General features: G+C 67.3%; 17 protein-coding genes and 1 pseudogene. 10 read left to right on the top strand and 8 right to left on the bottom strand.

From position 1 onward, the window contains the following. The 4 genes from GU927_RS00135 (at position 1) to rsmA (ending at position 5,408) form a co-directional block, all read left to right on the top strand. Positions 1 to 2,181, top strand: a complete 2,181-nt coding sequence (locus GU927_RS00135; RefSeq protein WP_161760179.1) for an LPS-assembly protein LptD — start codon at positions 1 to 3, stop codon at positions 2,179 to 2,181. A 44-nt stretch (positions 2,182 to 2,225) separates the two neighbouring features. Further along, entirely contained in the window at positions 2,226 to 3,524 is a 1,299-nt protein-coding gene (locus GU927_RS00140; protein WP_161760180.1) for a peptidylprolyl isomerase, read from the top strand. Next, positions 3,521 to 4,498 carry a 4-hydroxythreonine-4-phosphate dehydrogenase PdxA gene (pdxA, locus tag GU927_RS00145; protein ID WP_161760181.1) on the top strand — a complete coding sequence of 326 codons (978 nt, stop codon included), beginning with the start codon at positions 3,521 to 3,523 and terminating at the stop codon, positions 4,496 to 4,498. The genes GU927_RS00140 and pdxA overlap by 4 nt, the downstream gene beginning before the upstream one ends. A gap of 70 nt (positions 4,499 to 4,568) precedes the next feature. Continuing rightward, positions 4,569 to 5,408: a 16S rRNA (adenine(1518)-N(6)/adenine(1519)-N(6))-dimethyltransferase RsmA gene (gene rsmA, locus GU927_RS00150; protein WP_161760182.1), complete on the top strand. Its 840-nt coding sequence runs from the start codon at positions 4,569 to 4,571 to the stop codon at positions 5,406 to 5,408. Positions 5,409 to 5,965: 557 nt separating this feature from the next. Here the strand turns inward: rsmA and GU927_RS20740 are convergent. The 7 genes and pseudogenes from GU927_RS20740 to GU927_RS00185 form a co-directional block, all read right to left on the bottom strand. Continuing rightward, a pseudogene (locus GU927_RS20740) lies at positions 5,966 to 6,454 on the bottom strand (DUF4167 domain-containing protein); the annotation flags it as partial. 254 nt (positions 6,455 to 6,708) lie between these two features. Beyond that, on the bottom strand, positions 6,709 to 7,563 hold the full coding sequence (prmC, locus tag GU927_RS00160; protein ID WP_161760183.1) for a peptide chain release factor N(5)-glutamine methyltransferase: 855 nt from the start codon (positions 7,561 to 7,563) through the stop codon (positions 6,709 to 6,711). Further along, on the bottom strand, positions 7,560 to 8,615 hold the full coding sequence (gene prfA, locus GU927_RS00165) for a peptide chain release factor 1 (protein WP_161760184.1): 1,056 nt from the start codon (positions 8,613 to 8,615) through the stop codon (positions 7,560 to 7,562). Before prfA ends, prmC begins: the two co-directional genes overlap by 4 nt. A 100-nt stretch (positions 8,616 to 8,715) precedes the next feature. After that, on the bottom strand, positions 8,716 to 9,150 hold the full coding sequence (locus tag GU927_RS00170; protein ID WP_161760185.1) for a DUF1499 domain-containing protein: 435 nt from the start codon (positions 9,148 to 9,150) through the stop codon (positions 8,716 to 8,718). A gap of 24 nt (positions 9,151 to 9,174) precedes the next feature. Continuing rightward, the gene (speB, locus tag GU927_RS00175; RefSeq protein ID WP_161760186.1) at positions 9,175 to 10,140 is read right to left on the bottom strand and encodes an agmatinase; all 966 of its coding nucleotides are present in this window, start codon (positions 10,138 to 10,140) and stop codon (positions 9,175 to 9,177) included. A 397-nt stretch (positions 10,141 to 10,537) separates the two neighbouring features. Beyond that, a complete protein-coding gene (locus GU927_RS00180) occupies positions 10,538 to 11,941 on the bottom strand; it encodes an aminotransferase (protein WP_161760187.1) in 1,404 nt (467 codons plus the stop codon). Between the two features lie 240 nt (positions 11,942 to 12,181). Then, positions 12,182 to 13,357 (bottom strand): M20 aminoacylase family protein, encoded by a 1,176-nt coding sequence (locus GU927_RS00185; RefSeq protein ID WP_161760188.1) that lies wholly within the window; start codon positions 13,355 to 13,357, stop codon positions 12,182 to 12,184. A gap of 57 nt (positions 13,358 to 13,414) precedes the next feature. Here GU927_RS00185 and mazG point away from each other — a divergent pair, with 57 nt between their 5' ends. From mazG to GU927_RS00215, 6 genes are all read left to right on the top strand, one after another. Continuing rightward, the gene (gene mazG, locus GU927_RS00190) at positions 13,415 to 14,254 is read left to right on the top strand and encodes a nucleoside triphosphate pyrophosphohydrolase (RefSeq protein WP_161760189.1); all 840 of its coding nucleotides are present in this window, start codon (positions 13,415 to 13,417) and stop codon (positions 14,252 to 14,254) included. Between the two features lie 273 nt (positions 14,255 to 14,527). Further along, a complete protein-coding gene (locus tag GU927_RS00195; protein WP_161760190.1) occupies positions 14,528 to 15,529 on the top strand; it encodes a Fe(3+) ABC transporter substrate-binding protein in 1,002 nt (333 codons plus the stop codon). A 122-nt stretch (positions 15,530 to 15,651) separates the two neighbouring features. Beyond that, positions 15,652 to 16,596, top strand: a complete 945-nt coding sequence (locus GU927_RS00200; protein ID WP_161760191.1) for a nucleoside hydrolase — start codon at positions 15,652 to 15,654, stop codon at positions 16,594 to 16,596. A gap of 202 nt (positions 16,597 to 16,798) precedes the next feature. Next, positions 16,799 to 17,788 carry a pyruvate dehydrogenase (acetyl-transferring) E1 component subunit alpha gene (gene pdhA / locus GU927_RS00205; protein WP_161760192.1) on the top strand — a complete coding sequence of 330 codons (990 nt, stop codon included), beginning with the start codon at positions 16,799 to 16,801 and terminating at the stop codon, positions 17,786 to 17,788. A 14-nt stretch (positions 17,789 to 17,802) separates the two neighbouring features. Continuing rightward, positions 17,803 to 19,179: a pyruvate dehydrogenase complex E1 component subunit beta gene (locus GU927_RS00210; protein WP_161760193.1), complete on the top strand. Its 1,377-nt coding sequence runs from the start codon at positions 17,803 to 17,805 to the stop codon at positions 19,177 to 19,179. Between the two features lie 11 nt (positions 19,180 to 19,190). Continuing rightward, entirely contained in the window at positions 19,191 to 20,480 is a 1,290-nt protein-coding gene (locus GU927_RS00215) for a pyruvate dehydrogenase complex dihydrolipoamide acetyltransferase (protein WP_161760194.1), read from the top strand. A gap of 72 nt (positions 20,481 to 20,552) precedes the next feature. On the opposite strand, the gene cysE is transcribed toward GU927_RS00215, so the two are convergent. Next, entirely contained in the window at positions 20,553 to 21,371 is an 819-nt protein-coding gene (cysE, locus tag GU927_RS00220; protein ID WP_161760725.1) for a serine O-acetyltransferase, read from the bottom strand. Positions 21,372 to 21,471: the final 100 nt, after the last annotated feature.

Consider the following 21,471-nt stretch of genomic DNA (forward strand, 5'->3'; position numbering starts at 1 on the left):
ATGCGGCGCCATCTTCGCCCCTTTGCCTTTGCCACGGTGCTGGCCGCGCTCTTTGCCTCGGCCAGTCCCATCGGGCTTGCGGCGCAGGAAAGCGCCACGCTGGTCGCGGACCGGCTGGAGATCGCGGCGGACCGGCAGTTGGTCGCGGAAGGCGGGGTCGAGGTCTTCTATCAGGGGCGCAGGCTGACCGCAGAGCGGATCGTCTATGACCAGACCAGCGACCGTCTGCGGATCGAGGGGCCCATCCGGCTGACCGATGCGGCGGGGACGAGCGTGATCGTCGCCGCGCAGGCCGATCTTGCGGCGGACCTGACCGAGGGCATCCTGCAAAGCGCGCGGATCGTTCTGGACCAGCAGTTGCAGATGGCCGCAGCCGAGATGCGGCGCAGCAACGGGCGCTTTCTGCAGTTGGACAATGCCGTCGCCTCGAGCTGCCGCGTCTGCGCGGGAAGTTCGACGCCACTGTGGGAAATCCGGTCGCGTCGCATCCTGCATGACCAGCAGGAACGGCAGATCTATTTCGACCACGCCCAGTTGCGCTTTGGCGGGGTGCCCGTGCTCTATATCCCGCGCCTGCGGATACCGGACCCGACGCTGGACCGCAGTACGGGGTTCCTGATGCCCTCCTTCTCCAGCCGGACGGGTTTGGGCTTCGGGGTGACGGTGCCCTATTTCGTCACGCTCGGCCCGTCGCGGGACCTGACCTTCTCGCCCACGATCACGGCGGCGGGGGGGCGGACGCTGGGACTGCGCTACCGGCAGGCCTTTGCCGGCGGACAGATCGACGTGACGGGGGCGGTGTCGCGTGACGACATCCAGCCCGGCGAGATGCGGGGCTATGTCATGGCCGATGGCAGCTTTGCCTTGCCAAAGGGATTCCGCCTGTCCTTCCACGGCGAGGGGGTCAGCGATGATGCCTATCTGGCGGATTACGGGATTTCCGATCAGGACCGGCTGACGAATACGGTGCAGGTCGATCGCACGCGCCGCAAGGATTACGCCGAGGCGCGGATCGTGAATTTCGACAGCCTGCGGGCGGGCGAATTGCCGTCCGCCACGCCATATCTGGTGACCGATTCCACCTATATCCGGCGGTTCCAGCTGGGGCCGCTGGGGGGCGAGGGCAACCTGCGCTTTGGCACGCATACCCATACGCGGCAGTCGTCGAACGGGGTGGATGACGCCACACCCACGGGGGATGCGGATGACATCGCGGAAGGCGCGGATATGCAGCGGCTGTCGCTGGGCGCGGACTGGCGGCGGGATTGGGTGACCGGCGGCGGGCTGGTCGTGGCCGTGCTGGGCGAGCTGCGCGCGGACAGCTTCAACGTGACCGACGACGTGGTCTATGCGGGCCAGACAACGCGGCTTTATGGCGGGGGCGCGGTGGAGTTGCGCTATCCGCTGGTGCGGGGCGGTGCGGGCGGCGCGATGCAGGTTCTGGAACCCGTTGTGCAACTGGCCTGGACCGATGACGGCAGCGCGGGGCCGATCCCGAACGAGGACAGCCGTCTGGCGGAGTTCGACGAGGCCAATCTCTTCTCGCTCAGCCGGTTTCCGGGGATGGATGCGGTCGAGACGGGGGTACGCGCGAATGTCGGCCTGTCCTGGACGCGGATCGATCCGGCGGGCTGGAGCATGGGCGTGACCGTCGGCCGCATCTTCCGCGACCGGCCCGCAACGGACTTCAGCACGGCATCGGGCTTGTCGGGGACGACCTCGGACTGGCTGCTGGCCATGACGGCGGAAACGGCGGGGGGGCTGGAACTGGCCGGACGGCTGATCGCGCAGGACGACCTTTCGGTGACGCGGGGCGAGATGCGGGTGGATTACGGGGCCGAGCGCTTTTCGGTAAGTTCCACCTATATCTGGTCCATCGCGGATACCGCCGAAAGCCGCCCCGAGGCCGTTTCGGACCTTGTCCTTGGCGGCAGTTACCGGTTGACCCCCTATTGGCAGGCCAGTGCGGCGGGTCGCTACGATTTCCAAGGGGACAGCTACCGCAGTGCGGATTTCGGGCTGACCTTCCGTAACGAGTGCCTGAATGTCGATCTTTCTCTCTCGCGTCGGTTCACGACGTCGACTAGTGTACGGCCCGGAACAACGGTGGATCTGTCGGTGGAGCTTCTGGGCTTTGGCGGCGGCACCGAGGCCGGACCGTCGCGGACGTGCAGACGATGAGCGGGCAGACGGCAGGGGCAAGAAGGCAGGAGACGGTATTGCGAATGACGGAACGTCCGTTCAAGACATCGGCAGGATCGCTGCGGGCCCTGCTGCTTTGCCTTTCGGTCTCGGGTCTGGGGCTGGGGGCGGTGGGCGGTGCGGCCCTAGCGCAGGAGGGGATGTTCGCCCCGCGCATGATCATCAACGGCCAGACCGTGACGAATTTCGAGGTGGAGCAGCGGATGCTGTTCCTGCGCGCGCTGCGCGCGCCCGGCGATCTGGAGAAAGAGGCGCTGCGGGCGTTGCAGCGCGACCGTCTGGCGGCGCAGGCGGCAGAGGATCTGAAGATTTCGGTGACGGCCGAGCAGGTCAAGGACGGCATGAGCGAATTCGCCAGCCGCGCCAACCTGTCGGTCGAGGAGTTCACCAAGGCGCTGGGGGACGAGGGCGTGGCGCCCGAGACCTTCCGCGATTTCGTGGCCAATGGCGTTCTGTGGCGCGAGGTGGTGCGGGCCAAGTTCGGCCAGCAGGTGAAGATTTCCGAGGCGCAGGTCGACCGCGCCCTGGCCGAGAATGCCAAGACCACGCAGGTGCAGGTCCTGCTGTCCGAACTGATCCTTCCGGTGCAGGGGGACGAGGTGGGCGTCGTGGTCGATCAGGCGCGTGAAATCCGCGCCGGCGTCGCCTCGGAGCAGGGGTTTGCTGCGGCGGCGCGCCAGTATTCGGCGGCGCCGACGGCCGATAATGGCGGGCGGCTGGACTGGTTGCCCATCTCGAACCTTCCTCCCGCGATTGTCGAGCAGGTGCTGACGCTGTCGCCGGGCGAAGTGTCCGACCCGATCGTTGCCCCGCAGGCGGTGGTGCTGTTCCAGCTCAACGGGATCAGCGATGTGGAAAGCCGGATGCCCGCGCGGGTCGAGGTGGAATATGCCCGCTTCGCCCTGTCCGCTTCGGCCGATCCGGCGGCGATCCGGGCGCAGGCGGATGATTGCGGCGACCTTTATCCGCTGGCGCGCGGCCTGCCGGCCGAGGCCCTGCAGGTGGTGACGCAGGATATGGGCGCGGTGCCGCAGGATATCGGGCTGGACCTGGCCAAGCTCGACCCGGGCGAGAGTGTGCTGCGGGTGAACGGGGCGGCGCGCGAGCTGTTGATGCTCTGCCTGCGGACGGGGATTCCCGAGGCGGACCCCGCGGCCGAGACCGCCGTTCCGGTCACGACCGAAGAGGGCGAGGCGGCCGAGGATAAGCCTGCCGTCGACCGCGAGGCGGTACGGAGCCGTCTGGGCAACCAGCAGCTCAACGCGCTGGCCGAGGCCTTCATGGAAGAGCTGCGGTCGGAAGCCATCATCGAAGAGCCGTGAGCGCGGGGCGTCCCGTCGCGCTGACCTGCGGCGATCCGGCGGGGATCGGGGCGGAGATCGCGCTGGCCGCGCGGGCGCGGCTGGGGGACGAGGTGCCGTTCTTCTGGATCGGGGACCCGTCGCATCTGCCGCAGGGCGCGGCGTTTCAGGTGATTGCCGCGCCGGACGAGGCAGTATCGGTCGCGGCAGGGCGGATGGCGGTTCTGGCGCATGACTTCCCGCGCCCTGCCCTGCCGGGGCAGCCCGATCCGGCCAATGCGCAGGGTGTCATCGACGTCATAGCGCGGGCGGTGGCGCTGGTGCAGGGGGGGCAGGCGTCGGCCGTCTGCACGCTGCCCATCAACAAGAAGGTGCTGAAGGACGGGGCGGGATTCGCCTTTCCCGGCCATACCGAGTTTCTGGCCCATCTGGGCGGTGTCGGCCGGGTGGTGATGATGCTGGCCTGCCCTGCCCTGCGCGTGGTGCCCGCGACGATCCATATCGCGCTGTCCGAGGTGCCACGGGTGCTGACGCCGGAGCTGCTGGAAGAGACGATCCGCATCACGGTCGCGGGGCTGCGGCGGGATTTCGGGATCGCGGCACCGCGCGTGGCGGTGGCGGGGTTGAACCCCCATGCGGGCGAAGGCGGGGCCATGGGGCGCGAGGAGATCGACTGGATCGCGCCCTTGCTGGAGCGGTTGCGGGCCGGGGGTTTCGACCTGCGCGGGCCGATGCCGCCCGACACGATGTTCCACGCGGCGGCGCGGGCGCGCTATGACGTGGCGGTCTGCATGTATCATGATCAGGCGCTGATCCCGATCAAGACGGTGGATTTCGACGGGGGCGTGAATGTCACGCTGGGGCTGCCCTTCATCCGCACCTCGCCCGACCACGGCACGGCCTATGACATCGCGGGGCGCGGGATTGCCAATCCGTCAAGCCTTGTGGCGGCGTTGAAGATGGCGCAACAGATGGCGGCGGCGCGCGGGGTCTAGGGCGTCGTGGCGGGGGCCAGCCCCCGCACCCCCGGAGTATTTGGGCCGAGATGAAGGGGCTGTGTCAGGGATGGCGACGATCGACGGGCTTCCGCCCCTGCGCGAGGTGATCCGCGCGCATGATCTGGTGGCGAAGAAGCAGCTGGGGCAGAACTTCCTGCTGGACCTGAACCTGACGGCGAAGATCGCGCGGCAGGCGGGCGACCTGTCGGCCTGCGACGTGCTGGAGGTGGGGCCGGGTCCCGGCGGGTTGACGCGGGGGCTGCTGGCCGAGGGCGCGCGGCGCGTGCTGGCGGTGGAGAAGGACGCGCGCTGTCTGCCCGCGCTGGCGGAGGTGGCGGCGGCCTATCCCGGGCGGCTGGAGGTCATCAACGGCGACGCGCTGGAGGTGGATGCCCTGTCGCATCTGACACCGCCGGTGCGGGTGGTGGCGAACCTGCCCTATAATGTGGGGACGGAACTGCTGATCCGCTGGCTGACGCCTGCGGTCTGGCCGCCCTTCTGGGAGAGCCTGACGCTGATGTTCCAGAAGGAGGTGGCCGAGCGGATCGTGGCCAAGCCGCGCAGCGACCATTACGGGCGGCTGGCCTTGCTGGTGCAATGGCGGGCGGAGGCGAAGATCGTGCTGCACCTGCCGCCCGAGGCATTCACCCCTGCGCCGAAGGTCCATTCGTCGGTCGTGCATATCACGCGGCTGGCCGAGCCGCGCTATCCCGCCGACGGGGCGGTGTTGCAGCGGATCACGGCGATGGCCTTCAACCAGCGGCGCAAGATGCTGCGATCCTCGCTCAAGGGGTTGGGGGGCGATGTGGAGGGGATGCTGGTCGCGGCGGGGATCGAACCCACGGCGCGGGCGGAGGAGATTTCGCTGGAGAAGTTCTGCGCGCTGGCCCGCGTCGTGGCGGGATGAGAAAGGCCGGGCGCAGGGCCCGGCCTTTGAATGGTTAACGAAACCTTTACGCCTTATTCGGCGGCCTCGGCGGGGCCGTTGCCGCCGCCTTCGCCACCCTTGTCAGCCTTGGGCTTGCGCGGGGCGCGGGGTTTCTTGGGGGCCTCGGGCGCGGCGGCCTCAGGGGCCGGAGCCGGTGCGGGGGCCGGCGCGGGCTGTGGCGCGGGCTGTGGCGCGGGGGCTTCGGCGGCTGCGGCGGCCTGTTCGCGGGCTTCGCGCGGCTGGTCGGGGCGGTTGTCGCGGTCGCGGTTGCGATCACGGTCGCGGTCGCGGCGGAAGTTGCGGTCCCCGCGATCCTCGCGCCGTTCACCGCCCTGCTGGCCTTGCGGACGGTCGCCACGGTCGTCGCGACGCTCGCCGCCCTGCTGGCCTTGCGGACGGTCGCCGCGGTCATCGCGACGCTCGCCCTGCGGGCGGTCGCCACCTCGATCACCACCGCGATCGCCACGGTCGCCGTCGCGGCGTTCGTAACGGTCGCCGCGATCCCCGCGGTCGTCACGGTCGCGGCGGTTCTGGTAGGGGCGGGCTTCGGGGGTTTCGACCAGCGTTGTCTCGCCGTCGGCCAGTTCGATCACGTCGGCGGTCTGGCTGTCGTCGCCGCCACGGTCGTCGCGGTAGTCGCCGCGATCCTGACGGTCGCGCCAATGGTCACGGTTGCCGTCGCGGTCGCGGTAGCCGCCGCCATTGCCGTTGTTGCCCTGCTGCCCGCCGCCGCCATTCTGCTGCTGCTGGCGCTGGCGTTCCTCCTGCTCGGCGGCCATTTCGCGCTGCGCCTCGCCCAGCATGCGGGTGTAGTGTTCGGCGTGCTGGAGGAAGTTCTCGGCGGCCACACGGTCATTGGACAGCTGCGCGTCACGGGCGAGAAGCTGGTACTTCTCGATGATCTGCTGCGGGGTGCCGCGCACCTTGCCTTCGGGGCCGGAGCTGTCGAAGACGCGGTTGATGATGTTGCCGAGGGTGCGCGGGCGGTTCGCCTTGTTGCGCGAGCGGGACTTGGAAGATCTCATCTTGTCCTTTGGTCCAGATGACCTGGCTTTCTGCGAGCGCCTCTGGTCTTGTGATCCCTTGCGGGACCGGGAGGCGTTCAAGCTGTCTGGCAGTTCCGGCGCGGGGGAGCCTGCGCCCGGCCCCGTCACCTGAGAGCGACTAAACATTCTCTGTGCCGCATGACAAGGGGATTCTGCGGGATTCTGTTCCGAGCGCGCGGCGCGCGGTGTTTTTGCCGCAGGGAACGGGCGGGATGTGGCCGATTTCGCGCAGGTCAGGCCGTGCCGCAGCCAGTGTCGTCCTGCGGTTTGCGTGCCGTGACAACGCGGTCGCGTCCGTCGAGGTCGGGCAGGATGCGGATGTCGGTCAGGCCGTGCGCGGCGAAGAGGGCGGCGACGGCGGCGCCTTGGGTGGGGCCGATTTCCACGATCAGGCGGCCTTGCGGCATCAGGCGGGCGGGGGCGCCGCGCGCAATGGCGCGGTAGGGGTCGAGCCCGTCACCCCCCGGCGTCAGGGCGCGGCGGGGTTCGTGCAGGACTTCGGGCGAGAGGTCGGCCATTTCGTCTTCGGTGATGTAGGGGGGGTTGGAGACGATCAGGTCGAAGCGGCCCGGGATCGCGGTGAACCAGTCGGACAGGACGAAGCGCGCGCGGGGCGCGAGGTTCAGGCTGCGGGCGTTTTCCTCGGCCACGGTCAGGGTGGCGGGGTGGATGTCGGTGCCGGTGCCCGTCGCCATGGGCATCCCCGCAAGGCAGGAGAGCAGGATGCAGCCCGTGCCGGTGCCAAGGTCGAGGAGTTTCAGGAAGGGTTCCTGTAACGCCTCCTCAACAAGGATTTCGGTTTCGGGGCGGGGGTCGAGCGTGTCGGGCGTCACGCGGAAGGGGCGGCCCCAGAACAGGCGGGTGCCGGTGATGTGGCTGACGGGTTCGCGGTTGGTGCGGCGGGTGATGGCGGTGGCGAAGGCTGTTTCGGCCTCGGGCGTCAGGGGGTCGGCAAGGTGAAGCGTCAGGCGGTCGGGCGCGATGCCTGCGGCATGGGCCAGCAGCGCGCGGGCGTCGCGGGGGGCGTCGGTTATGCCTGCGGCCTGCAGGCGGGGAATGGCAAGGCGGAGCGCCTCGTTCCCTGTCACCCTTCCATCTCCGCCAGTTTTTCGGCCTGGTCATGGGCCACCAGCGCATTGACCACGGCGTCGAGGTCGCCCGCCATGATCTGCGGCAGGGAATAGAGCGTCAGGTTGATGCGGTGGTCGGTCAGGCGGCCTTGCGGGAAGTTGTAGGTGCGGATGCGTTCGGAGCGGTCGCCGGAGCCGACCTGCGATTTGCGTTCGGCGGCGCGTTCGTTGGCCTGACGGTCACGCTCCATCTCGTAAAGGCGCGCGCGCAGGACCTGCATGGCGATGGCGCGGTTCTGGTGCTGGGATTTCTCCGACGAGGTCACCACGATTCCCGTCGGGATATGGGTGATCCGGACGGCGGAATCGGTGGTGTTGACGTGCTGGCCCCCTGCCCCGCTGGAGCGCATGGTGTCGATGCGGATGTCGGATGCGGGGATGTCGATATCCACTTCCTCGGCCTCGGGCAGGACGGCGACGGTGGCGGCGGAGGTGTGGATGCGGCCCCCTGCCTCGGTTTCTGGCACGCGCTGGACGCGGTGGACGCCGGATTCGAATTTCAGTTTGGCAAAGACCCCCTCGCCCTGGATATGGGCGGTGAGTTCGCGGATCCCGCCAAGGTCGGAGAGTTGCTGTTCGAGGATCTCGAAGCGCCAGCCCTGACGTTCGGCGTAGCGTTGATACATGCGGAGGAGGTCGCATGCGAAGAGCGATGCCTCCTCGCCGCCCGTGCCGGGGCGGATTTCGAGGATGGCGGGGCGGGCGTCGGCGGCGTCCTTGGGCAGGAGGGCGATGCGCAGCGCCTGTTCGTAATCGGGGATCAGGGCGCGCAGGCGGGGAAGTTCGTCCTCGGCCAGCGCGCGCATTTCGGGGTCGCAGAGCATCGCCTCGGCCTCGGCCAGATCGTCCAGCGCGCGGCGATAGGCGGCGATCTGGTCGGCCACGGGGCGCAGGTCGCTGTATTCGCGCGAGATTTTCGCGATCTCCGCCGGATCGGCGCCAGCGTTGAGGCGCGCCTCGAGATATTCGAAGCGCTGGGTGATCTGGGCGAGTTTGTCGAGCGGGACCATGGGGGGGGTTTGGCGCGATAAGGGGGGCCGGTCAAGGGGTGGCTGGCCTCCGGGGCGCTGCCCCGGACCCCGGAGTATTTGGGCCGAGATGAAGGCGCTGTCAGAGCCTTGGCAGCCAGTCGCGCAGGCGGGCGGCGTTGATGCCCATGTCGCTGCTGCCGAAGCGGAGGCGGGCGTGGACGGTCAGACGGGTGCCGGTGGCATCGGGCGCGGCCTCGGCCGTGGTGTAGTCGGGAAAGCCCCAGAGGGCGGAGCGGGTGATCCATGTAATACGCCCCTCTCCGGCCGAACCGGCGAGGCGGGTGGTGCGGGGGGTGGCCATGGCGATGGCGTCGAGGGCGGCCAGAGCCTCGGCCGGTTTGGCGGGCAGGAGGCAGGTGGCGCGGGCGTCGCCTTCGCCCTGTTCCACCGTGCAATCCTGCGTGGCGGCGGGCGCGGGCATGACGTGCCAGCGCGCGGGGTCGGAGGGGGCGAGGCGGACGTAAAGGGCAAAGCCCAGAACCAGAAGGGCCAGCGCCCCGACTATCATGCCCATCCTGCCCACCCCGTTTGCCCTTCTTCAGCGTTGCGTCCGCGCCCAGTGATAGAGGCAGATCAGGTCATAGGCCACATGCGCCCCCGCCACCGCCGTCGCCCCCGTCGTATCATAGGGGGGCGAGACTTCCACCACATCGCCGCCCACCATGTTGATCCCCGCAAGGTCGCGCAGGATGGCGGCGGCCTGCCACGAATGCAGCCCGCCCCAGACGGGGGTTCCCGTGCCCGGCGCGTAGGCGGGGTCGAGCGCGTCGATGTCGAAGGTGACATAGGTCGGGCGGTCGCCCACGATGTCCTTGGCCAGCGCCACGGCATGGGCCGTGCCCTTTTCGTGCAACTCGCGCGCCGTCAGGACATGGACACCCAGATAATCCTCGGTCGTCGTGCGGATGCCGATCTGGAGCGAGCGTTTCGGGTCGACATAGCCCGCCTTCACCGCCTTGTAGAGCATGGTGCCGTGGTCGATCCGGTCGGGGTTGTCGTCGGGCCAGAGGTCGGAATGCGCGTCGAAATGGATCAGGCCGAGGGGGCCGTATTTTTCCGCATAGGCGCGCAGGATGGGGAAGGTGATGTAATGGTCGCCGCCAAGGGTGATGGCCCCTGCCCCTGCGGCAAGGATGGTGGCGATGTGGTCGGTCAGCGCGGCGGGAAAGCCTGCGGTATGGGCGTAGTCGAAGGCGAGGTCGCCGTAGTCGATCACCGCCATGTCCGAGAGCGGATCGGTGCCCCAGCCGAAGGGCGCGTCGGCGGCGAGGAGCGTGGACGCCTCGCGCAGGGCGCGGGGGCCGAAGCGCGTGCCGGGGCGGTGGGTGGTGGCCTGATCGAAAGCGACGCCGGTGATGGCGAGGTCCACGCCGGACAGGTCCTTGGTATAGGTCCGCCGCAGGAAAGAGGTGGCGCCCGCGAAGGCGTTTTCGAAGGAGGGGCCGCGCAGACCCTTGCGGGTGAAGGCGGTGTCGATGTCGGACTTAGCGTCTTCCAGTGCCATGAGGGGAATCCCTGAACGCGAGGCGCAGTCGTTTGGAGGCCGAGACGCGCGGATCGGGTGGGTGGAGGGTGCCAGTTGCGGGGCGGTTGTCAAGCAACGGGGCGGAGGGACGGCGCGCGGTGGGGTAATGTTTTGATCCTGTGGGGTTTTCCCAAAACGGGGCTGTGCAGGCGGTTGTGCAGAGGGCTGTGCCGCAAACTGTCAGCACGCAGCGGGCGGCGGGTTAAGCCTTAGGGGGCGTTAACCATGCGGGACGAATCGGAGGGGCGGAGGCGATTTCTGACGCAGAAATCGCACCGAAATCTGACGCAGATTTCGGAGACCCACGGGCGGCACAGGGGGCGGGAAAATCCTGCGTCAGGATTTTCCGCGATTTCTACGTCAGAAATCGCCTTGCTCAGCCGATGCGGTGGCCTTCGCGGACCAGTTCGTCGGTGACCTGGCGGATCGCCTTTTCCAGCGTGGTGGCTATGAAGTCGACCTCGTCTTCCGTGATGGTCAGGGGGGGCGACATGACGTTCAGATGCGCCATCGGGCGGACCATCAGGCCCATCGCCTCGGCCGCGTTGGAGATGCGTTTGGATTCGTTCACGCCGTCGGGCAGCGGTTCGCGGGTCGCCTTGTCCGCCACATTCTCGGTGCAGAGCATGAGGCCCCTGCCCCGCACCTGACCGACGAGGGGCAGGTCTTCCAGCCGTTTCAGGCGGGACTGGAACAGCGCGCCCATGCGGGTGGCGTTGGTGAGAAGGTCCTCGCGTTCCATGATCTCGATGTTCTTCAGGGCGGCGGCGCAGGCGACGGGGTGGCCGGAATAGGTGAAGCCTGCGGTGAACCAGCGGTCGGGGTCCTGTTCCATGATCGACCAGAGCCGGTCGGAGAAGATCATGGCGCCAAGGGGGATGTAGCCCGAGGTCAGGCCCTTGGCGGTGCAGATGATGTCGGGCTGGACGTCGAAGAGATCGCGCGAGGCGAACCAGTGGCCGAGGCGGCCGAAGGCGGTGACGACCTCGTCCGCGATGAAGAGGATGCCGTGGCGCTGGCAGACCTGCCACATGGCGTGGAGGTAGCCGTCGGGGGGCACGATGACGCCGCCGCTGGCCTGGATCGGTTCGGCGATGAAGCCGCCGATGCGGTCGGCGCCGACGGTGGCGATCAGGGTTTCGAATTCATCGACCAGCCAGTCGCGGAATTCGGTCTCGGTCATGCCCGACGGGCGGCGGTAGGGGTTGGGGGGCGTCAGGTGCCAGATGCCGTCTTCCTTGTAGCGGAATTCGGGGACGCGGTCGCCGGGGCGTTTGCCAACGGATTGCGAGAGGTAGGTGGAGCCGTGATAGCTGTGGTCGCGGGCGACGATGCCGGTTTTCGACGGCTGGCCGAGGCAGGATTGCACATAGGCCACCATGCGCACGGCGGTGTCCACGGCGGTGGAGCCGCCGGTGGTGAACATCACGCGGTTGAGGTCGCCGGGGGCAAGGGCGGCGAGTTTCGCGGCAAGGCGGGCGGAGGGGTCGTTGGCCATGTCGACGAAGGTGTTGGAGAAGGCCAGCCGTTCGGCCTGTTCCGCGATGGCCTGCGCCATCTCGCGCCGTCCAAGGCCGATATTGGTGCACCACAGCCCCCCCACCGCGTCGAGATAGCGGCGGCCTTCGGCATCCCAGAGCCAGCAGCCCTCACCCTTCGTGATGACGAGGGCGCCTTCGCGCTGGAAGCTGCCGAAATTCGTCCATGGGTGGAGGGAATGGCGGTGGTCCATCTGCCACAGGTCCTGCGGGGCGGGCGAATTCAGGGCGGCGGGGGGCATTGCGGACTCCGTCTCGAATATGTTGCACAAACGTATAACAAATCCGGGGTGATCTTTCCAGAGCGGCCGACGGGGGCGTGAGGTTCCTCTGACGAAAGGGCGCGGCGGCAGGGTGGCGGCCGTCACGCCGGGGTGGCTGCACGGACCCCGTGCGGCCGCCCCGGGGGGGGCGGGACGGCCGCCACCCGGGGCTTTGGCCCCGGGTGAGACCTGACCGTTGCGATTTGGATGATTTGGAAGTCAGGCCACCGGCTGGGCGCGTTCCACGAGCCTTGCGAAGAAGCTGGCGCCGACGGGGGCGGCCTCGTCGTTGAAGTCATAGGCGGGGTGGTGCAGGCCCGCACCGGGGCCGGTGCCGAGGAAGAGATAGGCGCCGGGACGCGATTCCAGCATGTAGGAGAAATCCTCGGACCCCATCTCGCGGTTGGCCTTGTCGTTCACCGCGCCCTCGCCCGACACCTCGCGCGCGACATCGGCGGCGAAGGCGGCGGCGTCGGCATGGTTCACGGTGGCGGGATAGCCCCAGTCATAGTCGATGCGGGCGGTGACGTTGTAGGCCAGCGCATGGCCTTCGACGATCTCGTGGAAGCGGCGCTTCAGGAGCGCGCGGACCTCGGGGTTGAAGCAGCGGATGGTGGCGCAGAACATCGCCTCTTCGGGGATGATGTTGGACGCCGTGCCGGTGTGGATCTGGGTGACCGAAATCACCGCCTCGTCCAGCGCATAGACGTTGCGGGGGATGATGGTCTGCACCGCCTGCACCATGCCCACCACGGCGACGACGGGGTCGATGCAGTCATGCGGCGTGGCACCGTGGCCGCCCTTGCCGGTGATATAGACAAAGGCCGTGTCGACCGAGGCCATGAGCGCGCCGGGATTGGTGTGGAAATGGCCGAATTCGACGTTGGGGGCGTTGTGGATGCCATAGACCGTGTCGATGCCGAAACGGTCCATCACGCCTTCCTTCACCATGACCTCGCCGCCGCCGCCATCTTCCTCGGCCGGCTGGAACAGCAGCGCGACGCGGCCCCGGAAGCGGCGCGTCTCGGTCAGGTATTTGGCGGCGCCGAGCAGCATGGTGACATGGCCGTCATGGCCGCAGGCATGCATCTTGCCGGGGATGGTGGAGGCGTGGTCGGCCCCCGTGATCTCGTGGATCGGGAGCGCGTCCATGTCGGCGCGCAGGCCGATGACGGGGGCGTCGGGGTCGTCGGCCCCCTGCCCCTTGATGATGGCGACGATGCCGGAGGTGGCGATGCCGGTGTGGATTTCGTCCACGCCAAAGTCGCGCAGGCGGTCGGTGATGAAGGCCGCTGTCTGGTGGCAGTCGAAGCCAAGCTCGGGATGGGCGTGCAGATGGCGACGCCAGACCTTCATTTCCTCGGCATAAGCGGCGATACGGTTGAGGACGGGCATTGCGGTTTCCTTGCGCGTGGTGGTCTTTGATCAAATCTTAAAACGGAGGGGGCTGCAATGGCCGCACCTGAAAGTGACGCGACGGCAGGCGGGAAGCTGATCAATGATCCCGAAGGGGGGATGGACAGGCTGCGCGCGATCATGCGGGCGCTGCGCGATCCGGTGACGGGGTGCCCGTGGGATATCGAGCAGGATTTCGCCTCGATCGCGCCCTATACGATCGAGGAGGCGCATGAGGTGGCCGACGCCATCACGCGGCGGGCCTGGGGGGAATTGCCGGGCGAGTTGGGCGATCTGCTGTTGCAGGTGGTCTATCACGCGCAGATGGCCGAGGAGGCGGGGCTGTTCGCCTTTGACGATGTCGTGCGGGCGATTGCCGACAAGATGGTGGCGCGGCATCCGCATGTCTTTGGCGACGAAAGCCGCGAGAAGAGCGCGGCGCAGCAGACCGCCGACTGGGAGCGGATCAAGGCCGCCGAACGGGGGCCAGCGCGGGTGCTGGAGGGCGTCGCGCTGGGCCTGCCTGCGCTGACGCGGGCGGTGAAGCTGCAAAAGCGCGCGGCGCGGGTGGGGTTCGACTGGCCCTCGACCGACGAGGTGGTGGCGAAGATCGCGGAAGAGGCGGCGGAGCTGGTGGAGGCGCGGGAGAGGCTGACGGCGGCGGAGGTGGAGGAGGAATTCGGCGACCTGCTGTTCGTCATGGCCAATCTGGCGCGGCATCTGGGGGTGGACCCCGAGGCGGCCCTGCGCGGGGCGAATGCGAAGTTCACGCGGCGCTTCGGGCGGATCGAGGATTGGCTGGAGGAGGCGGGCAAGCGGCCTGCGGACAGCGATCTGGCCGAGATGGATGCGCTGTGGAACCGCGCGAAGGCGGAGGAGAAGGCGGGGAAAACCTGAAGCTTTTCGCAACGGTGGGGTTTGGCCCGTGGCCCAAAGCCACGGGCCGCGCACGACCCGCCCCCACGGGTCGTGCGCCAGAGGCGCCCGCCCCGGCGGGTCATGCGCGCCCCTACCGGCGGACGGACGAAACGCGCCACTGGCGCCTTTCCTCCGTCCTCGACCTGTCACAGGGATGCTCACTTTTTTGTTTAGCATTTCACTCGGATATTGACCTGAGTGAAATTGTAAGGTTTATCACCCGCATCGGATTTCTGACCAAAGGACTCGACAATGCGCCTTCCGTTTCTGGCCCTTGCCCTTGCCACCACCGCCCTTCCCGCGCTGGCCGAGGAGATCAACGTCTATTCCCACCGCCAGCCCGAGCTGATCCAGCCGCTGGTCGATGCCTTCACCGCCGAGACGGGGATCACCGTCAATGTGGCCTTCGTGGACAAGGGGATGGCCGAGCGTCTGGTGGCCGAGGGCGACCGGTCGCCCGCCGATCTGGTGCTGACCGTCGACATCGCGCGGCTGACGCAGATCGTGGATGCGGGGGTGACGCAGGCCGTGCAGTCGGACGTGCTGGAGGCCAATATCCCCGAGACGCTGCGCGATGCGGGGGACCAGTGGTTCGGCCTGACCAGCCGCGCGCGGATCGTCTATGCCAGCAAGGACCGCGTGGCCCCGGGCGAGGTGACGACCTATGAGGATCTGGCGGACCCGAAATGGCAGGGGCGCATCTGCATCCGGTCGGGGACCAATGACTATAACGTGGCGCTGGTGGCCGCGATGATCGCCCATCATGGCGAGGATTACGCGCGGACCTGGCTGGAAGGCGTGAAGGCCAATCTGGCGCGCAAGCCCGATGGCGGCGACCGTGACCAGGTCAAGGCCATTGCGGCGGGCGAATGCGACATCGCGGTCGGCAATACCTATTACATCGGCCAGATGCTGAAAGACCCCGAGCAGCAGGCGGCGGCCGAGGCGGTGCGGATCGACTTTCCCGTCTTCGAAGGCGACGGCACCCATCTGAACGTGTCGGGCATCGCCATGACCAAGGCCGCGCCGAACCGCGAGGCGGCGCTGAAATTCATGGAATGGCTGTCGGGCGACGAGGCGCAGCGCATCTATGCCGAGACGAACAGCGAATTCCCCGTGAAGCCCGGCGTGGCCAAGTCGGAACTCGTGGCAAGCTGGGGCGAATTCACGCCGGACAGCATGGCGCTGACCGAGGTGGCGAAGCTGCGCCCCGACGCGCTGAAGCTGGTGGAGCAGGTGGATTTCGACGGCTGATCCGCCGCGACGGGCCACAGGACGCCAAAGGGGGGCCCTTGCGCCCCCCTTTTTCCTTGACCGTCTGGACAATAATCGCGCCTTCGGTTTTCCTGCGCCGCGCGAGCAGGACAGGACACAAGATGACACAGCCGAGAAAGATCATCATCGACACCGATCCCGGTCAGGATGATGCCGTGGCGATCCTTCTGGCGCTGGCCAGCCCCGGGGATGTGGAGGTGCTGGGCATCACCGCCGTGGCGGGGAACGTGCCGTTGGCGCTGACGCAGAAGAATGCGCGGATCGTCTGCGAACTTGCGGGCAAGCCCGACATGCGGGTCTTTGCGGGCTGCGACCGGCCGATGCGGCGCAAGCTGGTCACGGCGGAACATGTGCATGGCAAGACGGGGCTGGACGGGCCGCAGATGGCCGATCCGGTGATGCCCTTGCAGGCCGAGCATGCGGTCGATTTCATCATCGACACGCTGCGGCGCGAACCGGCGCATACGGTGACGCTCTGCCCTCTTGGTCCCTTGACCAACATCGCCACAGCCTTCGAGCGCGCGCCGGATATCGTGGGGCGGGTGCAGCAGATCGTGCTGATGGGTGGCGCCTATTTCGAGGTGGGCAACATCACCCCCGCCGCCGAGTTCAACATCTATGTCGACCCCGAGGCGGCAGGGATCGTTTTCCGGTCGGGCGTGCCGCTGGTCGTGATGCCGCTGGATGTGACGCACAAGGCGCTGACCACGCGGGCGCGGGTCGAGGCGTTCCGCGCGCTGGGCAACGAGCCGGGGCGGATGGTGGCGGAGTGGACGGATTTCTTCGAACGCTTCGACATGCAGAAATACGGCAGCGAGGGCGCGCCGCTGCATGACCCCTGCGTCATCGCCTATCTGATCCGGCCCGAGCTGTTTGCGGGGCGGCATATCAATGTCGAGATCGAGACGCAGTCCGAACTGACGCTGGGCATGACGGTGGCCGACTGGTGGGGCGTGACCGACCGTCCGGCCAATGCGCTGTTCATCGGGTCGGTCGATGCCGACGGCTTCTATGCCCTGCTGACCGAACGGATCGGGCGGCTGTAGCGCCCTCCCCCTTCCCCGTCCGTCCTGACCGTCAGGTCCGCCCCCCGGGCGGGCCGCGGCACCCTTTCGCCTGATGCATGGCTGCCATGCGCGGATGCGGTGATCTGTCCGGTTTTTTGTTTTGACCCAAGAAACCCCGATGCTGTATGGGTCGTTTAACGTTGAACTACTTTTACAGCCAGCCGAGGGGAGGACACCGCCGATGGCCGCGAAGATGCCAGCCGATCGACCGAATGTGTCGAAGGACGAATTGCTGAAATTCTACCGCGAGATGCTGCTGATCCGCCGGTTCGAGGAGAAGGCGGGACAGCTTTACGGGATGGGCCTGATCGGGGGGTTCTGCCACCTCTATATCGGGCAGGAGGCGGTGGTCGTGGGGCTGGAAGCCGCGGCCAAAGAGGGCGACAAGCGCATCACCTCTTACCGCGATCACGGGCATATGCTGGCCTGCGGGATGGATGCCAAGGGCGTGATGGCCGAATTGACGGGGCGCATCGGCGGCTATTCCAAGGGCAAGGGCGGGTCGATGCACATGTTCTCGAAGGAGCGCCATTTCTACGGCGGCCACGGGATCGTGGGCGCGCAGGTGCCGCTGGGCGCGGGTCTGGCCTTTGCCGACAAGTATCTGGGCAATGACAACGTGACGTTTGCCTATTTCGGCGATGGTGCGGCGAACCAGGGTCAGGTCTACGAGACCTACAACATGGCCGAGCTCTGGTCGCTGCCGGTGATCTTTGTCATCGAGAACAACCAGTATGCGATGGGGACCAGCGTGAAGCGGTCGACCAAGTCCACCACGCTGTTCGGGCGGGGTCTGGCCTATGGCATTCCGGGCGAGCAGGTGGATGGCATGGATGTGCTGGCGGTGAAGGCGGCGGGCGAGAAGGCCGTGGCGCACTGCCGCGCGGGGAATGGTCCCTATATCCTTGAAATGATGACCTACCGCTATCGCGGCCATTCCATGTCGGACCCGGCCAAATACCGGACGCGGGAAGAGGTGGAGAAGATGCGGTCGGAGAAGGACGCGATCGAGCATGTGCGCGACCTGCTGCTGCAGGGCGGCCTTGCCTCGGACGACGATCTGAAGGCGATCGACAAGGAGATCAAGGCGCTGGTCAACGAAAGCGCCGAGTTCGCCAAGGACAGCCCGGAGCCCCCGCTTGAGGAGCTCTGGACGGATATCTACGCGTAAGGGGGGAAAGACAGATGGCAACGCAAGTTCTGATGCCCGCGCTTTCTCCGACGATGGAGGAAGGCACGCTGGCCAAATGGCTGGTGAAAGAGGGTGATGTGGTCAAATCCGGCCAGATCATCGCCGAGATCGAGACCGACAAGGCCACGATGGAATTCGAGGCCGTGGATGAAGGGATCGTGGGCAAGCTGCTGGTGGCCGAAGGCACGGCGGCGGTGAAGGTGAACACGCCCATCGCCGTGCTGGTGGAAGAGGGTGAAAAGGCCGATGCGGCCCCTGCCCCCGCTGCGGCGGCGGCTCCGGCTTCCGCGCCTGCGGCCTCCGCTCCGGCGGAGGCGGCTCCGGCGGCGACCCCTGCCCCCGTGGCGGCGCAGGGCTGGCCCCATTCCGACCTGCCCGAAGGCGTGCCGACCAAGACCATGACGGTCCGCGAGGCGCTGCGCGAGGCGATGGCCGAAGAGATGCGCGCCGATCCGTCCGTCTTCCTGATGGGCGAGGAAGTGGGCGAATATCAGGGCGCCTACAAGATTTCCCAAGGTCTGCTGGACGAATTCGGGGCCAAGCGCGTGGTGGACACCCCCATCACCGAGCACGGCTTTGCCGGTATCGCGGTCGGCGCAAGCTGGGGCGGGGTCCGGCCCATCGTCGAATTCATGACCTTCAACTTCGCAATGCAGGCCATCGACCATATCATCAACTCGGCGGCCAAGACGCTCTATATGTCCGGCGGGCAGATGGGCAGCCCGATCGTGTTCCGCGGCCCGAACGGGGCGGCGGCGCGGGTGGGGGCACAGCACAGCCAGGACTATGCCGCATGGTATGCGGCCATTCCGGGGATCAAGGTGGCGATGCCCTATTCGGCGGCGGATGCAAAGGGTCTGCTGAAATCCGCGATCCGCGATCCGAATCCGGTGATCTTCCTTGAGAACGAAATCCTCTACGGGCGGTCCTTCGAGGTGCCCGCCGAGGGCGATTTCACCATCCCCTTCGGCAAGGCGTCGATCCTGCGGGCGGGGACGGATGTGACCGTCGTCTCCTTCGGCATCGGCCTGACCTATGCGCTGCAGGCGGCGGAAGAACTGGCGAAAGAGGGGATCAGCGCCGAGGTCATCAACCTGCGGACCCTGCGCCCCATCGACTATGACACGGTGCTGGCGTCGGTGATGAAGACCAACCGCTGCGTGACGGTCGAGGAAGGTTTCCCCGTGGGTTCCATCGGCAACCATATCGCCGCGACGATCATGCAGCGCGCCTTCGACCATCTGGACGCGCCTGTGGTGAACTGCACAGGGAAAGACGTGCCGATGCCCTATGCGGCGAACCTTGAAAAACTGGCCCTGACGACGACCGCCGAGGTTGTCGCCGCCGTCAAATCCGTCTGCTACCGGTAAGGGAGGGGATCATGGCAACCGAAATCCTGATGCCCGCCCTGTCCCCCACGATGGAGGAAGGGACGCTGGCAAAATGGCTGGTCAAGGAAGGCGATACCGTCAAATCCGGCCAGATCATCGCAGAGATCGAAACCGACAAGGCCACGATGGAATTCGAGGCCGTGGATGAGGGGATCGTGGGCCGCATCCTCGTCTCCGAAGGGACGGCAGGGGTGAAGGTCAACACGCCCATCGCGGTGCTGGTCGAAGAGGGCGAAAGCGCCGATGCCGCGCCCGCGCCGGTGAAGGCGGCGGCTCCGGCTGCTGCTGCCCCTGCGGCGGCTCCGGTCGCGGCGGCGGCCCCTGCGCCTGCGGCCCCCAAGGTCGCCGGTGCGCGGGTCTTTGCCTCGCCTCTGGCCCGTCGCATCGCGGCGGAAAAGGGTTTGGACCTGACCAAGGTTGCAGGCTCCGGCCCGCATGGCCGCATCGTGAAGGCGGATGTCGAGGGGGCAAAGCCCATGGCGGCTGCGTCCGCTCCGGCAGCGGCGGCCCCTGTCACGGCGGCCCCAGCGCCTGCGGCAATGCCTGCGGGTCCGGCGGCGGAAACGGTGCTGAAGATGTACCAAGGCCGCGAGTTCACGGAAATGCCGCTGGACGGCATGCGCCGCACCATCGCGGCCCGCCTGACCGAGGCCAAGCAGACCATCCCGCATTTCTACCTGCGCCGCGAGGTGCGTCTGGACGCGCTGATGGTCTTCCGCGAACAGATCAACAAGCAGCTGGAACCGCGCGGCGTGAAGCTGTCGGTCAACGACTTCATCATCAAGGCCTGTGCGCTGGCGTTGCAGGCGGTGCCGGATGCCAATGCCGTCTGGGCGGGCGACCGTATCCTGAAGCTGAAACCGTCGGATGTGGCGGTTGCGGTGGCGGTGGACGGTGGCCTCTTCACCCCCGTCCTGAAGGACGCGCAGCAGAAATCGCTCTCGGCGCTCTCGGCGGAAATGAAGGATCTGGCGACGCGCGCCAAGACCAAGAAGCTCGCCCCGCACGAATATCAGGGCGGCAGCTTCGCCATCTCGAACCTCGGGATGATGGGGATCGAGAATTTCGATGCCGTCATCAACCCGCCGCACGGGGCGATCCTCGCCGTGGGCGCGGGCATCAAGAAGCCGGTGGTGATGAAGGATGGCACGATCGGCGTGGCGACGGTCATGTCCATGACGCTGTCGGTCGATCACCGCGTGATCGACGGCGCGCTGGGGGCGCAACTCCTGCAAGCCATCGTCGACAATCTGGAAAACCCGATGGCGATGCTGGCCTGAGCCACGCGCGGGACAGGAAAAAACCCCCGGAAGCCAGCGCTTCCGGGGGTTTTGCTTTGCCCGCAGGACAGGTCAGTCGCAGTCGACGCAACCCGTCAGCTTGTGGTCCATCGACACCGCGGGTTGCGAGCATCCCGCCTCGCCCACGATCTTGGCAGGCACACCCGCCACAGTCTTCATCGGCGGGATGTCCTGCAACACCACCGAACCGGCGGCGATGCGCGAGCAGTTGCCGATGGTGATGTTGCCCAGCACCTTCGCCCCCGCCCCGATCAGCACGCCATTGCCGATCTTCGGGTGGCGGTCGCCATCCTCTTTCCCTGTCCCGCCCAGCGTGACGGAATGCAGCATCGACACGTTGTCGCCCACCACTGCGGTTTCCCCGATCACGATGGAATGGGCATGGTCGATCATCAGCCCCTTGCCCACCTTCGCTGCGGGGTGGATGTCCACCCCAAATACCTCGGACACCCGCATCTGCACGAAATAGGCCAGATCCTTGCGCCCCTCGGTCCACAGCCAATGGCCGATGCGATAGGCCTGCACGGCCTGATAGCCCTTGAAGAACAGGATGGGCTGGATGAAGCGGTGGCAGGCGGGATCGCGGTCATAGACCGCCATCAGGTCGGCCCGCGCCGCGGCACCCAGTTCGGGATCGCTGTCATAGGCCTGATCCGCGATCTCGCGCAGGATCTGCTCGCTCATCTCGCCCGAGGCAAGCTTCAGCGAAAAGCGGTAGGCCAGCGCGCGCTCCATGCCGGAATGGTGCAGAAGGCTGGAATGGATCAGCCCGCCCAGCAGCGGTTCCGCCGCAATGGCGTCGCGCGCCTCGTCGCAGACGCGGGTCCAGACCGGATCGACGGCGGTGACTTTCGGTTTGATCTCGGCCATGCGGTGCCCTCCGTTCCGGACTTCGCTTCTATCATACAGGCAAATGCAGGGACAGGCCAAGCCGTCACCGACCCGCGCAAGGATCGCCCCGCAGACAGCC

This window comes from Paragemmobacter amnigenus (assembly GCF_009908265.2).
Taxonomy (GTDB): domain Bacteria; phylum Pseudomonadota; class Alphaproteobacteria; order Rhodobacterales; family Rhodobacteraceae; genus Paragemmobacter; species Paragemmobacter amnigenus.

Coding starts and splice junctions, on each gene's coding strand:
- GU927_RS00180 (WP_161760187.1), bottom strand. CDS start 11,941: ATGCCCCCCGCCGCCCTGAATTCGCCCGCCCCGCAGGACCTGTGGCAG.
- GU927_RS00210 (WP_161760193.1), top strand. CDS start 17,803: ATGGCAACGCAAGTTCTGATGCCCGCGCTTTCTCCGACGATGGAGGAA.
- GU927_RS00215 (WP_161760194.1), top strand. CDS start 19,191: ATGGCAACCGAAATCCTGATGCCCGCCCTGTCCCCCACGATGGAGGAA.
- GU927_RS00195 (WP_161760190.1), top strand. CDS start 14,528: ATGCGCCTTCCGTTTCTGGCCCTTGCCCTTGCCACCACCGCCCTTCCC.
- pdhA (WP_161760192.1), top strand. CDS start 16,799: ATGGCCGCGAAGATGCCAGCCGATCGACCGAATGTGTCGAAGGACGAA.
- cysE (WP_161760725.1), bottom strand. CDS start 21,371: ATGGCCGAGATCAAACCGAAAGTCACCGCCGTCGATCCGGTCTGGACC.
- GU927_RS00135 (WP_161760179.1), top strand. CDS start 1: ATGCGGCGCCATCTTCGCCCCTTTGCCTTTGCCACGGTGCTGGCCGCG.
- GU927_RS00170 (WP_161760185.1), bottom strand. CDS start 9,150: ATGGGCATGATAGTCGGGGCGCTGGCCCTTCTGGTTCTGGGCTTTGCC.
- GU927_RS00185 (WP_161760188.1), bottom strand. CDS start 13,357: ATGCCCGTCCTCAACCGTATCGCCGCTTATGCCGAGGAAATGAAGGTC.
- mazG (WP_161760189.1), top strand. CDS start 13,415: ATGGCCGCACCTGAAAGTGACGCGACGGCAGGCGGGAAGCTGATCAAT.
- GU927_RS00140 (WP_161760180.1), top strand. CDS start 2,226: ATGACGGAACGTCCGTTCAAGACATCGGCAGGATCGCTGCGGGCCCTG.
- GU927_RS00200 (WP_161760191.1), top strand. CDS start 15,652: ATGACACAGCCGAGAAAGATCATCATCGACACCGATCCCGGTCAGGAT.
- rsmA (WP_161760182.1), top strand. CDS start 4,569: ATGGCGACGATCGACGGGCTTCCGCCCCTGCGCGAGGTGATCCGCGCG.
- speB (WP_161760186.1), bottom strand. CDS start 10,140: ATGGCACTGGAAGACGCTAAGTCCGACATCGACACCGCCTTCACCCGC.
- prfA (WP_161760184.1), bottom strand. CDS start 8,615: ATGGTCCCGCTCGACAAACTCGCCCAGATCACCCAGCGCTTCGAATAT.